The organism is Actinospica sp., from assembly GCF_035552695.1.
Lineage (GTDB): Bacteria > Actinomycetota > Actinomycetes > Streptomycetales > Catenulisporaceae > Actinospica.
Window position 1 is genome coordinate 1 of sequence record NZ_DASZKT010000213.1, and the last position, 15092, is coordinate 15092.

Below are 15092 nucleotides of genomic sequence, written 5' to 3' on the forward strand. Positions count from 1 at the left end.
GAGCGGAGGGCGTGGGATTCGAACCCACGAACAGGGGTTACCTGTTAGCGGTTTTCAAGACCGCCGCCATCGGCCACTAGGCGAGCCCTCCTGGCTGCGGCAAGTCTCTCACGAGATGCTGGGCGCCGGGCAAACGACTTCCGTTCCGTGACCTGTACGTCACCGGGTCTACTCCACTCGCCTGAGCCTTTGTCGGCCGCCTGCGTCACCAGGCCCCGGGGCTGGCGCTAGGCCTACTTCGCCGGGCCGGCGCAGAGTACTAGGCCGTTCGTGCTGGGCTGGTCTAGGACGAAGGACTTCACGGTGCCGGGGACGGTGTCGCACTGGTTGGAGTCGGTGCCCTGGAACTTGGCGAGCACCTTGTAGACGCCGGTCGCGGCGGAGCATTTGACCGTGTCGATCTGGTTGCCGTTGCCGGAGCTGACCGATACGCAGTCGCCGACGGCGAGGTTGGTCTGCTTGCCTGAGTTGACCCAGTAGAGGTAGCCGGCGACGAGCAGCGCCCCGGCCACGATCCCCCACAACACCTTGCGTGACATGGGGGTCAGCGTAACCGGGGCACGATGCTGTAGACCAGCGGGCCGGTACTGGACCAGAGATCGACATCTGGAGTACGGCTCAAGCACGACTCAAGCACGACTAGAGGCCATGACCAGAGGCGTCGTCCAGGACTAGCGCTCGACCTCGCCCTTGATGAACTTCTCGACGGCGTCGCGGGCCTCGTCGTCGGAGTACTGGACCGGCGGGGACTTCATGAAGTAGGACGAGGCCGACAGGATCGGGCCGCCGATGCCGCGGTCCAGGGCGATCTTCGCGGCGCGGACGGCGTCGATGATGACGCCGGCGGAGTTCGGGGAGTCCCAGACCTCGAGCTTGTACTCCAGGTTCAGCGGGACGTCGCCGAACGCGCGGCCCTCGAGGCGCACGTAGGCCCACTTGCGGTCGTCCAGCCAGGACACGTAGTCCGACGGGCCGATGTGCACGTTGCCCTTGCCGATGTCGTGCGACAGCTGCGAGGTCACGGCCTGGGTCTTGGAGATCTTCTTGGACTCCAGGCGCTCGCGCTCGAGCATGTTCATGAAGTCCATGTTGCCGCCGACGTTCAGCTGCATCGTGCGGTCCAGGATCACGCCGCGGTCCTCGAACAGCTTGGCCAGCACGCGGTGCGTGATGGTCGCGCCGACCTGGCTCTTGATGTCGTCGCCGATGATCGGGACGCCCGCCGCGGTGAACTTGTCAGCCCACTCCTTGGTGCCGGCGATGAAGACCGGCAGCGCGTTGACGAAGGCGACCTTGGCGTCGATGGCGCACTGGGCGTAGAACTCGACGGCCTTCTGCGAACCGACCGGCAGGTAGCACACCAGCACGTCCGCCCCGGAGTCCTTCAGCGCGCGGACCATGTCGGCCGGCGTCTCGGCCGACTCGTCGATGGTCTGCTGGTAGTACTTGCCGAGGCCGTCGAAGGTGTGGCCGCGCTGCACGGTCACGCCGGTCGGGGCGACGTCGGCGATCTTGATGGTGTTGTTCTCCGACGCGTGGATGGCGTGCGCGAGGTCCTGGCCGACCTTCTTGGCGTCCACGTCGAACGCGGCGACGAACTCGAGGTCGCTGACGTGGTACTCGCCGAACTGGACGTGCATCAGACCCGGGACGCGGGTGGACGGGTCCGCATCCTTGTAGTACTCGACGCCTTGCACGAGAGAGGAGGCGCAGTTACCCACGCCCACGATGGCTACGCGAACCGAACCCATGCGGTGAATACTCCTTCAATTCAGTCGATCTTCGCGCAGGCGGTCTGCTTCGCGCCCGCGGATCGTCAGGGGACAGGAATCGGATAGATCGGACAGTACCGACAACGCATTGACGTTGCCGGCGGTGCGGCCCGGTCGGCGGTCAGGACGCAGGCGGACCCACCTGCTGCTGGTCGTGCTGGTTGTGCTCGGTCTGGATCAGCTCATTGAGCCACCGGACCTCGCGTTCAACCGACTCCAGGCCATGGCGCTGGAGCTCCAGCGTGTATCCGTCGATCCGCTCCCTGGTCTTGGTGACCTGCTGGCGGATCAAATCCAGCCTTTCCTCAAGGCGCGAGCGGCGGCCCTCCAGAATTCGGAGCCGGATGGCCGCGTCGGTCCGCCCGAAGAAGGCGAAATGCACCCCGAAGTTCTCGTCCTCCCAGGCCGAGGGTCCCGCGTCGGAGAGCAGGCTGCGGAAGCGCGCCTCCCCGGCGGGGGTCAGCTTGTAGACGATCTTCGAGCGGCGGTTGGTCTCCGTCCCGCGCGGCTCGACCACCGGCCGGTCCTCGATGATCCAGCCGCAGGCGACCAGACCCTTCAGACAGGGGTAGAGCGTGCCGTACGAGAACGCGCGGAAGGATCCGAGCACCAGGTTGAGCCGCTTGCGCAGCTCGTAACCGTGCATGGGAGCCTCGTGCAGAAGACCGAGTACGGCGAACTCGAGCACCCCGGAGCGCTTGGCCACCGTACCCTCCTTCTGGAAACCTCGTCGCCGATGTATCGAAGCGATACATCTCCACGATAGATCGGACCGAGTGTTCTGACAAGTCCCGCGGATTCCCGGCTGCCGAATCCCCGGTAAACCCGGACACTTCCGGGCGTATCTCCGCCAAGAAACGCCAATCCGGGCAGAAGGCGACCCTGGCTCACCTACTCCAGGGAAGCCGCGTACCCTGCTGGCAACCGCGCCCCTGCGGAAAGCCGTCTTCTGGGGACGGCATGAGTGTCCAAGCGCCGAGGGAGCACACAGGACGATGGGCGGATACCAGTACGGACGAGGCGACTCTTCCGACGAAGATCCTCGCTCCTCGGGGCAGGGCGGCGGCTCGCGCGGCTACGGCCAGGGGAACGGGCAGGGCGGAGCAGGCCAGGGCGGCGGCTCGCGCGGCTACGGATCCGCGGGTGGCGGCTACGGCCAACAACCGCCGCCGGCGCAACCGCCGCAACAGCCCCCGAGCGGCTACGGGTCGCCCGGTGGGTACGGCGCTCCGCCGCCTCCGCCCCCCGCGGGCGGCGGTGGCGGCCGACGCGGCTACGGCCAGGGCGGCGGCGGTTCACGCGGCCGCGCCGCCTCCGACGCGGCGCCGCGCTATCCCGCGTCCTCCCCGGCGGACGCCCCGGGCTACTCGACGCCCGATTACTCCGACGACCCCGCGCAGACGCGCCTGCAGGAGCCGGCGGACGCGCCGGCCGGCGTGCCCACGCCGCGACGCAGCCGGCTCGATGAGCGGCGCGCGTCCCGCGGCGGCGACGCGGCCAGCCAGAACAAGTCCGACCAGTACCCGGAGAGCGCGCTCAACGGCCGGTCCACGCGCAACGGCGCGGCCGCCCGGTCCCGCGCCCGGGGCGGCGATCGACCGAACGGCCCGGTGCGCAAAACCGGCTACCACCGCTACTTCGACTACCCGCGCACCGGCAAGTACGGCTGGCAGCGCTGGCTGCCGTCGATCAGGCAGATCGCCGGCGGCTTCCTGGCCTGCATCTTCCTGATGCTCGGCTTCATCGCCTTCGAGTACGAGACCGTGCAGATCCCCGACCCGCACTCGGCGGCGTTCGCGCAGTCGACCACGTACATGTTCGACGACGGCACGACCCAGTTCGCGGCCGACGGCAACACCGACCGGCAGGTCGTCTTGTACAACCAGATGCCGATGGCGATCCAGAACGCCGTGGTCTCCCAGGAGGACAAGACCTTCTGGACGAACCCCGGTGTCTCCTACACGGGTACGCTCCGCGCCGTCATGGTCGACCTCATGGGCGGCAGCACCCAGGGTGGTTCGACGATCACCCAGCAGTACGTGAAGAACGCGTTCCTTACCCAGGCGCAGACCACGTCCCGCAAGATCGACGAGATCTTCATCTCGCTGAAACTGGCGAAGAAGTTCGACAAGAAGACGATCATGCAGGACTACCTCAACACCTCGCCCTTCGGCCGAAATACCTCCGGCATCGCGGCGGGGGTGAAGGCCTGGTTCAACATCTCGCTCGCCCAGATGTCGGCGGAACCGGCGTACCAACAGGATTCGCAATCCGCGTTCCTGTCGATGATGCTCAACTCGCCCTCGTACTACTCCGAGGGCTGGGATCCATCGACGAGTTCGACGGCGGACGGCCAGGCGGCGAAGGCGAAGGCCCTGCAGCGCTGGCACGACACGCTGACCAACATGTACCAGTATGGGCACATCAAGACCCTGGCTGAATACAACCAGGCGCTCGCGTACACGCCGAAACCGGTGCCGCTGTCCACCACGTCCGGCGAGTCGTATGCGGACGTGCAGATGAAGCAGGCCGCGTCGCAGTGGTTGGACTCGTACAACTCCACGGCGAGCTCGGCCAACGCCGGGCCCAGTTCGGCGAAGATCGCGGACGGCGGCTACTCCGTCATCACCACGTTCAACCAGAAGGACATGGGGCTGGCCCAGCAGGCCGTCCAGCAAGAACTGCTCAACAGCGAGAACAGCCTGGACAAGAAGACGCTGCAACCAGGCCTCGCGGCCGTCGATCCATCGACCGGTGATCTCGTGGCCTTCTACGGAGGCGGTGATACATACGAGAACACGGCCACGATGCTGACGGCGCAGGGCGGATCGACGTTCAAGGCGTTCACCTTGGCGACGGCGTTGACCAACAACTGGGCCACGAACAGTTACATCAGCGGTGATCCATGGCCGGACAAAACGAACGCGACCGAGGTGGCGGAAGACGCCGGTGACGCCAGTGGCGGCATCACCAACGACGGCAGCCACACCAAGATGGGCCTGATCCCGCTGAAACAGGCCACGGACGCCTCGATCAACACGGCGTTCGTGCGGATCGAGGAGCAACAGCCGGGCGGGTACGGCGCGGTCCAGAAGATGGCCGAGGCCTTCGGTCTGTCCTCGAAGACCCCCGGCTGGTCCGACACCTCGGGCGGCTGCGACAACGTCCGGTTCACCCTGGGCGTGTGCGCGGTGGACCCGGCGCGGATGGCGGACGCCTACTCGGTGCTCGCGGCGAACGGCACGCTGCACCAGTTGGTCGAGATCAAGGAGATCAAGGGTCCGAACAACTACGACTGGAAGCCGACCCTGACCACGTCGCAGCCGGTCAGCACGAACGTGGCCGAGACCGAGACCAGCATGCTGAGCGGTGTCATCCACAACAGCGACGGCACCGCGAACTCCGCGTACAAGGCCAGCGGCCTGAACATGACCAACATCGCGGGCAAGACCGGCACGTCCACCATGGACATCACGCCGAACACCACGACCGCGATGAACCAGGTCGGCTACGGCGGCGGCAACGACGGCAACGGCAAGTACACCACCGCGGGCATCTGGTTCGACGGCTACAGCAGCAAGCTCTCGATCTCGGTGGGCATCAGCCGCTGGACTCAGATCACCGTCAACGGAAAGCAGGAGGCCGTCCAGCTCCCGGTCGACGACATCGCCGGCGGCGGCAACGACTACGGTGCGATGTACCCGTTCAGCATCTGGTCGAAGTTCATGTCGCTGATGCAGGGCACGTCGTTCGGCGGGGATACCTCGTTCACCCAGCCGACCACGAACCCGAGCGCCACGGTGATGAACAGCCCGACGCCGACCGTCACGGCCACCACGCCGACCGCCACCGCGACGACGCCGACCCAGCAGTCCACCACGCCGAGCCAGCAGTCGACGACGCCGACCTCGTCGAACACGACGGCGACGCCGACGAACACATGCCAGCAGCAGAATCTGTTCGGCCAGTGCGTGAGTACCACGACAGCGACGGCGGGGACACCGACGGCCACGAGTAGCAATAAGAACGGCAATGGCAACGGCGGTTAGCGTCCGTAAAGGCTGAGCCCGAGGGGCGCGACGGTTCCGGCCGTCGCGCCCCTCGGGGCTTTCCGGGGGAGATCATGAAGATTCCGCGGCGGAAATCGCCAGTTCGGCGCCCCGGAGCGCGCCCTCACTCAGGAAGCACCGCTAGGGTTTGCGCATGACGGTCAGCACCCCCTCGTTCGAAGAAACCGAAGGGCCGCTCGAGCCGGGCCGGCCGGGCGGCGGCGGGGACGTCGCGCCGAGTCTGGACGATCCGGTCGCGAATCTGGGCTCCGAGGGCTTCGGCGGAGTGCTGGGCCGCAGGGCGCGCACCAAGCTCGGCCCGCTCGGCCGCGCCTCCGTCGCCTTCATCCTGCTGGTGCTCACCGTGCTGACCACGGCCGTCGGCATCGGGATGCGTGAGCCCTGCTTCGCCACGGCGTGGACCGGCGGCGGGAATCAGCAGTACACGCACATGTGCTACAGCGACATCCCATACCTGTACCAGGGCCGCGGCTTCGCCTCGAACAACGTGCCGTACTACTCGACGAACACGAACTACTACCTCGAGTATCCGGTCGTGACCGGCGCCGCGATGGAGACCGCCGCGCAGATCGCCAAGCACATCCCCGGCGACACGAACAACCAGGGCCGCTGGTTCTACGTGATCACGACGTGGTTCCTGCTGATCTTCGCGTGCATCTCGGTGATCGCGCTGGTAGGCCTGGCCGGATCGAGACCCTGGGACGCCGCGATGTTCGCGCTGGCGCCGGGTCTGCTGCTGAACGCGACCATAAACTGGGACCTGATCGCCGTCGGCCTGGCCGCGGTGGGCCTGCTGGCCTGGGCGCGCAAGCGGCCGGTGGTGGCGGGCGTGCTGCTCGGCCTGGGCACGGCGGCCAAGCTCTACCCGGCGCTGATCCTCGTCGCATTGCTGCTGCTGTGCTGGCGCGCGGGCAAGATGCGCGAATGGGGCCTGTGCGTACTCGGTGCGGTGGGCTCCTGGCTGGTGGTCAACCTGCCGTTCATGGCGGTCAACTTCCACGGCTGGGCCTACTTCTACTCGTTCAACGAGAACCGCGGCGCCGACTGGGGCTCGTTCTGGCTGTTCCTGGAGTACAGCCCGCTGCACCTGAACCTGAGCTCCTCGGCCGTGTCCGCGGGCTTCGCGGTGCTGCTCGCGCTCTCCTGCGTCGGTGTCGGCCTGCTGACCTGGCTCGCCAGGTTCCGGCCGCGGGTGGGGCAGATCGCGTTCCTGGTGGCCTGCGCGTTCATCCTGTTCAACAAGGTCTACTCGCCGCAGTACGTGCTCTGGCTGATCCCGCTGGCCGTCCTCGCCCGGCCGCGCTGGCGCGATTTCATCGTCTGGCAGGTGTGCGAGGTCATCTACTACGGCGCGATCTGGCTGTACCTGGTCTCGCTGAACACCCCGCTGCGCGGTCTGCCGCAGCCCGCGTACGACCTGGCCATAGCGATCCACCTGGCGGGCACGATCTTCTTCGCGGTGCAGGTGATCCGGGACGTGATCGATCCACGCCGCGATCCGGTGCGGATGAGCGGGATGGACGACCCGGCGGGCGGTGTGCTGGACGGGGCCGAGGACGTGTACGGCTTCGGACTGATCGACGAGGGCGACTACGCGGACGAGACGGATCCGGCGCACGCGGCGGGCCTGACGCCGGTCGTGCCCTGACGCGGCAGCGGTGCGGCGACCGTGCGCCGGCGCGCCGCCGGCTCGGGGCCGTCCTCGACGATGGCGACGCGGTCGAAGTGCGTCGCCGTGTGCCGCAGTTCCGCCACGAGCTCCGCACCGGGCCGCGGCGGGACCTGCGTGCCCGGCAGGTAGATCATCGAGACGGACATGTGCGGCGGTTCGGCGAACCAGCACCGCCGTCCCTGCCATTTGAAGGGTGAGAGCGTCCGGTTGGCCGCGCGCAGCCCGGAACGCCCGACCTCCTTGGCTCGCGGCAGAAGTCCGCGCAGGATCTTCGGCGCCTCGAGCCCGACGCCGTGCACCGCGCCGCCGCTGACCACGACGATCCAGCCGCCCTGCCGGGTGCGCCACTGCCGGTAGCCGATCCGCTCGCCCCTGGCCACCGGGAGCACGTCGAGCACCGTCGCCCGCGCCTCGATCGCCGACGGGTCGCCGAGCCACAGGTCCGTGCCGATACGCGGCCGGAAGCGGATGCGCGGAAAGCGCAGCCGGAGCGCCTCGAGCTCCGACCGATACAGGTGGCTGACGTACATGACCGGGATCGCCAGTCCGGCGTCCCGTAGCGCGAAGATCCAGTCCGAGACCTCGCGCACCGGATCGGCGTGCGCGGGCCGTTCGATCGGCAGATGCACCGAATAGCCCTCGGGGCCGTCGCTGCGCACCGCCTGCCGCAACGCGCGCAGCTCGGTGCGCGCCACGCCCTGCCTACGCAGGGAGCTGCGACAGTCGATCATCATGCGCCGCCCGGCGAGCAGCCGCACCGCGTCGACCGATGCGGCATTGCGCACGACGCGCTCTGGCAGATCGAGCCACTCGGCGCCGGGCAGGAACGGTTCGAGCAGCGCCATGTCGTGCGGGAAGTGGTCGAGGATCGCGGCCGCCTCCTGCGCCGTGCCGACCGCGATCCGGTCGACGCCCGCGGCCGGGCCGAGCTGCCGGGCTGCTTCGGCCAAAACCGGCAGCGTGAAGCCGTAGCCGTTGCCCTTGAGCACGGGCACCGGCGTCGGCCGGTCCGCTACCACGCGACGGTGGTGAGCGTGCCATGCCTGTCGATCCACGTAGAACGTCAGCGGCATGTCCTGAACCAGCCTCTCCTGCCCGGGGAAACCTGCGTCCTCCTGCTTTCAGCGGCGGCGCAGGTATATCCGCAGGGCGAGGGCGAGCGGCCGGTTGAGTGCGAGGTCGTATTCGCCGGGGTACTCGACGACGTCGCCGCCGGTCCCGATCTTGAAGCGCAGCAGGCCGAACAGGGGGTGGTTCTGGGCGAGCGTCTCGCCGACGCCGCGCAGGTCGTAGCTGTCGAGGCCGTCGTCCAGGCAGTCCTGGATCATCTGCCACTGCAGGGCGTTCGCGGCACGCAGCTCACGGCGCGAAGTGGTGCCCGCGCCATAGCCGAACCAGGCGCGGCGGCCGAACCGGACCATCGTGGCCGCGGCCGAGGGGATCCCGTCGGCACCGGCCAGATAGAGCCGGAGGCCGTCGGGATCGACGGCGAGCAGTTCGCGGAACATGCGCTGGAAGTACGGCAGCGGGCGTGGCGCGAACCGATCCCGCTCAGCGGTCTCCAGGTACATCGCGTGGAACGTGGGGAGGTCGTCGATCGAGGTCTGCCACACCTTGACCCCGGCGCGTTCGGCGAGGCGTACGTTCCGACGCCACTGGGTGTTGAAGCCCGCGAAGACGTCGTCGGGTGTCCGGCCGCGCAGCGGAATCTCGATGAAATGGCGCGGCTGAACATCGGCGATCCCCTGGCCGGACGAGCATTGCCTGCGCCAGCCGAGCGCCTCGAGCTCCGCGATGAGCCGTCCCGCATCGGGTTCAACGTCGGCGCCGGCAGCGTCGTCCGCGGGCAGATCGGCGAACAAGGTGTAGGCGGCGTCGGCCATGCCCGCCTTGACACTCGCCGCGTCCCAACGGCGTGCGACGACCTTGGGTCCGAGCTTGACGCTGAACACGCCGTGGGCACGCAAGTATGCGATCAGAGGCCTGATCCACGCGGCCACGTCGCGGCCCGAGCCGAACCAGTCGACCGTCGGCCCCTCCGGGATATAGGCGAGGGACCGGCGGCCGAGCAACGGAAGTGCGGGCAGGTCGCGGTAGAGCACGAGCGCCGTGCCGACGAGCTCGGATTCGCTGAACCAGCCGAGCGATTCCGGCCGCCACGCGGTCTTCACGCGCCCCCAGGCAGGCGACTGCAGGAAGCTGACACGTCGGCCACCCTCGGCGGCCGCCGTCTCCAGCAGAAACCGCCGATGCAGCGCCGTGTCGATCGCACACACCTGAAGGCTCATCAGCGAACCAGTATGAACAGTCGGGCGCGCAAACGACTACGCGGCGCGCCCGAAGGCGCACGATTTGTAATCTAAGCGGATCGCGCGCCGACCCGCTCACGCAGCCACGCGACATCGCCCGCCTGGTCCTGCGCCGCGCCGGGCGTCTCGCAGATGAAGTCGGCGCCCGCCGCGGCCGCCGCGACCGCGACCGCGGCCAGCTGGTCCGGCTCGATCTTGCCCTTGCCGAAGTTCGCGTGCCGGTCCCGGCCGGAGGCGAAGCCGCCCTGCGAGTCGTTGGCGTGCACCAGGTCGATCCGGCCGGTGATGCCGAGCACCTTCTCGACCACCGTGTCCAGCTCGAGCCCGGCGGCGAAGGCGTGGCAGGTGTCCAGGCAGAAGCCGATCCGGCCGGCGTTCTCCGTCTGGCCGACGGCGGCCCAGAGCTTCTCGATCGCCTCCAGGTAGCGCGCCATCGCGTGGTTGCCGCCCGCGGTGTTCTCGATGAACAGCGGAATCGGCAGTTCGAGCCCCTCGACGCACTTGCGCCAGTTGTCGAAGCCCACCTCGGGGTCGTCGTCCTTGGTCACGTGGCCGCCGTGCACGACCAGCCCGGCCGCGCCGAGCTCGGCCGCCGCGGTCAGGCTCTGCTGCAGCAGCTTCCGGCTCGGGATGCGGATGCGGTTGTTCGGCGAGGCCACGTTGATCACGTACGCGGAGTGGACGTAGATCCGCACGTCCTGCTCGGCCGCGGCCTTGCTGAGCGCCGCCGCGCCGCCGGGATAGGTGGCTTCGGGCTTTCCCCAGCTCTGCGGGTCGCCCAGCAGGATCTGCGCCGCGTCGCCGCCGCGTTCCACCGCGGCGGCGAGCGGGTCGGCCTGGTCCACAGTCGCACCGATTCGAGTCACGACACGACTCTATACAGCCCGACCGACAGAGTGGCCGAAAACTGTCGGTGCCCGTCAGTAGAGTCCACCGTGAGCAAGGCCGAAGAGCAGCCCTACCCCGGAGACGATCATGGCGCTGACGTTGATGAACCGCTCCGCGGTGGTCGCCGAGACCATCTGCGACCACAGGCCGGCGAGCAGCCCGAACCCGCCGGTCCAGGAGCCGACCAGGTGCGTCGAGGGGTACCAGGCGCTCACGGCCGAGACCACCGCGAGGCAGCCGGCCAGCAGGGTGAGCGTGTTGGCCATCGGGTGCCGACGGCCGTCGGTGTTGAGAGTGAAGTGGTGGTGCCGGGTGGTTACGGTCTGGCTCACAGGGGAGACCTCCATGCCTGTCACGCGCTACACGTCTTCGGGTAGCCGCCCACATGCCCAGCATTCACTCTCGATCCGAATCGTCCCGATTTCAAGAGGCCAATCAGGTACCGGTACACTTGACCGATCCACGTTCGTGTTCGGCAGCGTGCCGAGCCGACCTGGATCGATGCATGACCCTCCTGCCGCGGAGAGCCCGCGGCCGTATGAGTCCATAGGAGGTGGGTACGCACATGCGTCACTACGAAGTGATGGTCATCCTCGACCCGGACCTCGAAGAGCGCCAGATCGCTCCGTCCGTCGAGAACTTCCTCGGTGTCGTCCGCACCAACGGCGGCACGGTGGAGAAGACCGACATCTGGGGCCGCCGTCGCCTCGCCTACGAGATCAAGAAGGGCGGCAAGAAGGTGTCCGAGGGCATCTACGCCGTCATCAACCTCAACGCCACCCCCGCGGTGGTGCAGGAGTTCGACCGTCAGCTCAACCTCAACGAGGGCGTGCTGCGGACCAAGGTCATCCGTCCCGACCAGCGGTAACTCCGCGTCGGGCACTGCTACGAACAGCGGAAGGCGAGTAGGACCCCATGGCAGGCGAGACCGTCATCACCGTCGTCGGCAATCTGACCAACGACCCCGAACTGCGCTTCACGCCCAGCGGGGCCGCCGTGGCCGGCTTCACCGTCGCGTCCACCCCGCGCACCTTCGACAAGGACTCGAACCAGTGGAAGGACGGCGACCCGCTGTTCCTGCGCTGCTCGGTCTGGCGTCAGTACGCGGAGAACGTGGCCGAGTCGCTGACCAAGGGCATGCAGGTGATCGTGCAGGGACGGCTCAAGCAGCGGTCCTACGAGACCCGTGAGGGCGAGAAGCGCACGGTGGTCGAGCTCGACGTGGACGAGATCGGCCCGTGCCTGAAGTTCGCCACCGCCAAGGTCACCAAGGCCAGCCGCGGCTCCGGAGGGGGCGGCGGTTACGGCGGAGGTGGCGGGGACTGGGGCAACAACGCCCCGTCCGGCGGCGGATCCGTGCAGCGTAGTAGCGGTGGCCAGCAGTCCGGCGGCCCCGCCAACACCCAGCAGGACGACCCCTGGGCCACCTCCGGTGGCTCGAGCGGCGGCAGTGGCTGGGGCGGCGGCTACTCGGACGAACCCCCGTTCTAGATTGATCTTTCAGTAGGAGAGTAAGACACCATGGCCAAGCCCCCGGTGCGCAAGCCGAAGAAGAAGGTCTGCGCATTCTGCAAGGACAAGACCGAGTACATCGACTACAAGGACACGAACCTGCTGCGGAAGTTCATCTCCGACCGCGGCAAGATCCGTGCCCGTCGAGTGACCGGCAACTGCACCCAGCACCAGCGCGACGTCGCCACGGCCGTGAAGAACAGCCGTGAGATGGCGCTGCTGCCGTACACCAGCACCGTTCGCTAAGGGAAGGGTAGGGATAAACGACATGAAGCTCATCCTCACCCACGAGGTCACCGGCCTCGGCGCCCCCGGCGACGTGATCACGGTCAAGGACGGCTACGGCCGCAACTACCTGCTGCCCCGGGGCTACGCGATCGCGTGGTCCAAGGGCGGAGAGAAGCAGGTCGAGACCATCCGCAAGGCCCGCAAGAGCCGCGAGGTGCGCGACCTGGGCCACGCCCAGGAGCTCAAGTCCGAGCTCGAGCGGCTCAACGTGCGGCTGGCCACCCGGGCCGGCGAGTCGGGCCGGCTGTTCGGCTCGGTGACCGTGGCGGACATCGCCGACGCGGTCAGCAAGTCCGGCGGCCCGGCCGTCGACAAGCGCAAGATCGAGATCACCACGCCGATCAAGACCGTCGGCGCGCACAAGGTCTCGGTCCGGCTGCACCCCGAGGTCTCCGCGACCGTGGGCGTCACCATCGTCGCGGCCTGAGGTGACACTGGTTGACAGACCGTCGGCTGTCCGCTGACGCGTCGTCGCTTCCGGGCGCCGCCTTCCCCCATTCGGAAGAAGGCGGCGCCCGGTTTTTTTTGTGCACAGCCTGTGCGTCCCGGAGAGGGCACGACGGCCCAGGCCAGCGCCCCGCGATCCTTGCGGGTCAACGGAAACTGCCGCGTCGTCCACTGCGATACCCACAGCTGTGCCCGGGTTTTCAACAAGCAGGGGCGAGTTGTCCCCAGGTTATCCACAGGGCATGTGGACGACTGACTCGCTCTCGTCGGTCCCTGGCCCTACCGTGGTTCTTCCGACCCAAGCCCGAGGCGAGAAGAAGGAGGTCCCGTCATGTCCGGATTCGACGGGACCGTGGGCCTGCCGCCGCTGCCCGAACCGCCGCCCGAGGACGCCTACGCGCCGTCCAACGGCTACTACGGGAACCAGCCGGGCGGACGTGACGGCCACGGCGGCGGGGGCGGCGGATCCGGTGGGGGCGGCGGCTACGAGCGCACCCCGCCGCAGGACCTGGCGGCCGAGCAGGGCGTGCTCGGCGGCATGCTGCTGTCGAAGGACGCCATCGCGGACGTCATCGACGTGGTCAAGGGCCGGGACTTCTACCAGCCCAAGCACGAGCAGATCTTCGACGCGGTCCTCGACCTCTACGGCCGTGGCGAGCCCGCCGACGCCGTCACCGTCGCGAACGAGCTGACCAAGCGGAACGAGCTGTCCCGGGTGGGCGGCCCTGCGTATCTCCACACCCTGATGGAGTCGGTGCCCACCGCGGCGAACGCCGGGTACTACGCCGAGATCGTGCACGAGCGCGCGATCCTGCGCCGTCTGGTGGATGCGGGCACCCGCATCACGCAGATGGGCTACGCGACCGAGGGCGACGACCTCGACGAGATCGTCAACCGCGCCCAGTCGGAGATCTACAACGTCACCGAGCAGCGCGCCGCCGAGGACTACGCGCCGCTGGCCGACATCATGGAGGGCGCCCTCGACGAGATCGAGTCGATCTCCAACCGCTCGGGGCAGATGACCGGCGTGCCCACCGGCTTCGCCGACCTCGACTCGCTGACGCAGGGCCTGCACCCCGGCCAGATGGTCATCGTCGCGGCCCGTCCCGCGATGGGCAAGTCAACCATCGGACTCGACTTCGCCCGGTCCTGCTCGATCAAGAACGGCCTGACCTCCGTCATCTTCTCGCTGGAGATGGGCCGCAACGAGATCACCATGCGCCTGCTCTCGGCCGAGGCGCGGGTCGCCCTGCACCACATGCGCTCCGGCAACATGACGGACGACGACTGGGGCCGGCTGGCCCGCCGGATGGGCGAGGTCTCGGCAGCGCCGCTGTTCATCGACGACTCGCCGAACATGTCGATGATGGAGATCCGGGCCAAGTGCCGCCGCCTCAAGCAGCGCCACGACCTGCGCCTGGTGATCGTCGACTACCTCCAGCTGATGAGCGGCGGCAGCGCCCGGCGGGCGGAGAGCCGGCAGCAGGAGGTCTCGGAGATGTCCCGAAACCTCAAGCTGCTGGCCAAGGAGCTCGAGGTGCCCATCGTGGCCATCGCGCAGCTCAACCGTGGCCCCGAGCAGCGCACCGACAAGAAGCCGATGATGTCCGACCTGCGCGAATCCGGCTCCCTCGAGCAGGACGCCGACGTCGTCATCCTGCTGCACCGCGAGGCCGCCTACGAGGCCGAATCCCCGCGCGCCGGCGAGGCCGACCTCATCGTCGCCAAGCACCGTAACGGCCCCACCGCGACCATCACCGTCGCCTTCCAGGGCCACTACTCCCGCTTCGTGGACATGCAGCAGAGCTGAGTCGCTTCATCGTAGGGACTCACTTGGGATGACGGATTCCCAGATGGGACAGCGAGGAGCTGGCAGATCCGCCAAGAAAGCCGCTGGGTGCCGGGTCCAGCAGGGCCTACTCAGGATGCCGATCGTGCATCACGCGTGCGACCACCCCGCGAGCCGCCTCTTACTCCCACCGGTTCGGTCGATAGACCTCGGGCACCCCGGCGGCGCCTGTTGACGGGACGCCCCGATCCTCCCACGCATTGGGCTACGGCAGCCAAGAGTTTCCGCCACCCGAATGAGAGACATGCTGCTCCGCCAGAAGTGAGAACGGGCACGCCGTCGCAG

General features: G+C 68.1%; 14 protein-coding genes and 1 tRNA gene. 7 read left to right on the forward strand and 8 right to left on the reverse strand.

The window, feature by feature from the left end:
• Positions 1-3 precede the first annotated feature (3 nt).
• From VG296_RS24210 to VG296_RS24225, 4 genes are all read right to left on the reverse strand, one after another.
• Positions 4-91 (reverse strand) — tRNA-Ser (locus tag VG296_RS24210).
• Between the two features lie 142 nt (positions 92-233).
• Positions 234-539, reverse strand: a complete 306-nt coding sequence (locus VG296_RS24215; RefSeq protein WP_325569429.1) for an LppU/SCO3897 family protein — start codon at positions 537-539, stop codon at positions 234-236.
• 132 nt (positions 540-671) lie between these two features.
• Complete coding sequence (locus VG296_RS24220; protein ID WP_325569431.1) at positions 672-1751, reverse strand: inositol-3-phosphate synthase; 1080 nt, start codon at positions 1749-1751, stop codon at positions 672-674.
• Positions 1752-1893: 142 nt separating this feature from the next.
• The gene (locus VG296_RS24225; protein WP_325569433.1) at positions 1894-2478 is read right to left on the reverse strand and encodes a PadR family transcriptional regulator; all 585 of its coding nucleotides are present in this window, start codon (positions 2476-2478) and stop codon (positions 1894-1896) included.
• A gap of 289 nt (positions 2479-2767) precedes the next feature.
• Here VG296_RS24225 and VG296_RS24230 point away from each other — a divergent pair, with 289 nt between their 5' ends.
• Together VG296_RS24230 and VG296_RS24235 are read left to right on the forward strand one after the other, a co-directional pair.
• Complete coding sequence (locus VG296_RS24230; RefSeq protein ID WP_325569435.1) at positions 2768-5821, forward strand: transglycosylase domain-containing protein; 3054 nt, start codon at positions 2768-2770, stop codon at positions 5819-5821.
• Between the two features lie 154 nt (positions 5822-5975).
• Positions 5976-7490 carry a glycosyltransferase family 87 protein gene (locus VG296_RS24235; protein WP_325569438.1) on the forward strand — a complete coding sequence of 505 codons (1515 nt, stop codon included), beginning with the start codon at positions 5976-5978 and terminating at the stop codon, positions 7488-7490.
• Here VG296_RS24235 and VG296_RS24240 read toward each other — a convergent pair.
• The 4 genes from VG296_RS24240 to VG296_RS24255 all read right to left on the reverse strand — a co-directional run bounded on the left by VG296_RS24240 (position 7433) and on the right by VG296_RS24255 (position 11043).
• Positions 7433-8587, reverse strand: a complete 1155-nt coding sequence (locus VG296_RS24240; protein WP_325569440.1) for an alanine racemase — start codon at positions 8585-8587, stop codon at positions 7433-7435. The two genes, VG296_RS24235 and VG296_RS24240, sit on opposite strands and share 58 nt — an antisense overlap.
• A gap of 48 nt (positions 8588-8635) precedes the next feature.
• Entirely contained in the window at positions 8636-9802 is a 1167-nt protein-coding gene (locus VG296_RS24245) for a lipid II:glycine glycyltransferase FemX (protein WP_325569442.1), read from the reverse strand.
• A 71-nt stretch (positions 9803-9873) separates the two neighbouring features.
• Positions 9874-10689, reverse strand: coding sequence for a deoxyribonuclease IV (locus tag VG296_RS24250; RefSeq protein WP_325569444.1), 816 nt, complete (start codon positions 10687-10689; stop codon positions 9874-9876).
• A gap of 54 nt (positions 10690-10743) precedes the next feature.
• Positions 10744-11043, reverse strand: coding sequence for a hypothetical protein (locus VG296_RS24255; protein ID WP_325569446.1), 300 nt, complete (start codon positions 11041-11043; stop codon positions 10744-10746).
• 233 nt (positions 11044-11276) lie between these two features.
• Here VG296_RS24255 and rpsF point away from each other — a divergent pair, with 233 nt between their 5' ends.
• The 5 genes from rpsF (at position 11277) to dnaB (ending at position 14768) form a co-directional block, all read left to right on the forward strand.
• Complete coding sequence (gene rpsF, locus VG296_RS24260) at positions 11277-11579, forward strand: 30S ribosomal protein S6 (protein WP_325569448.1); 303 nt, start codon at positions 11277-11279, stop codon at positions 11577-11579.
• 47 nt (positions 11580-11626) lie between these two features.
• On the forward strand, positions 11627-12202 hold the full coding sequence (locus VG296_RS24265) for a single-stranded DNA-binding protein (protein ID WP_325569450.1): 576 nt from the start codon (positions 11627-11629) through the stop codon (positions 12200-12202).
• A 30-nt stretch (positions 12203-12232) separates the two neighbouring features.
• A complete protein-coding gene (gene rpsR, locus VG296_RS24270) occupies positions 12233-12469 on the forward strand; it encodes a 30S ribosomal protein S18 (RefSeq protein ID WP_325569452.1) in 237 nt (78 codons plus the stop codon).
• 22 nt (positions 12470-12491) lie between these two features.
• Positions 12492-12938 carry a 50S ribosomal protein L9 gene (rplI, locus tag VG296_RS24275; protein WP_325569454.1) on the forward strand — a complete coding sequence of 149 codons (447 nt, stop codon included), beginning with the start codon at positions 12492-12494 and terminating at the stop codon, positions 12936-12938.
• A gap of 351 nt (positions 12939-13289) precedes the next feature.
• A complete protein-coding gene (gene dnaB / locus VG296_RS24280; RefSeq protein WP_325569456.1) occupies positions 13290-14768 on the forward strand; it encodes a replicative DNA helicase in 1479 nt (492 codons plus the stop codon).
• Positions 14769-15092 lie beyond the last annotated feature (324 nt).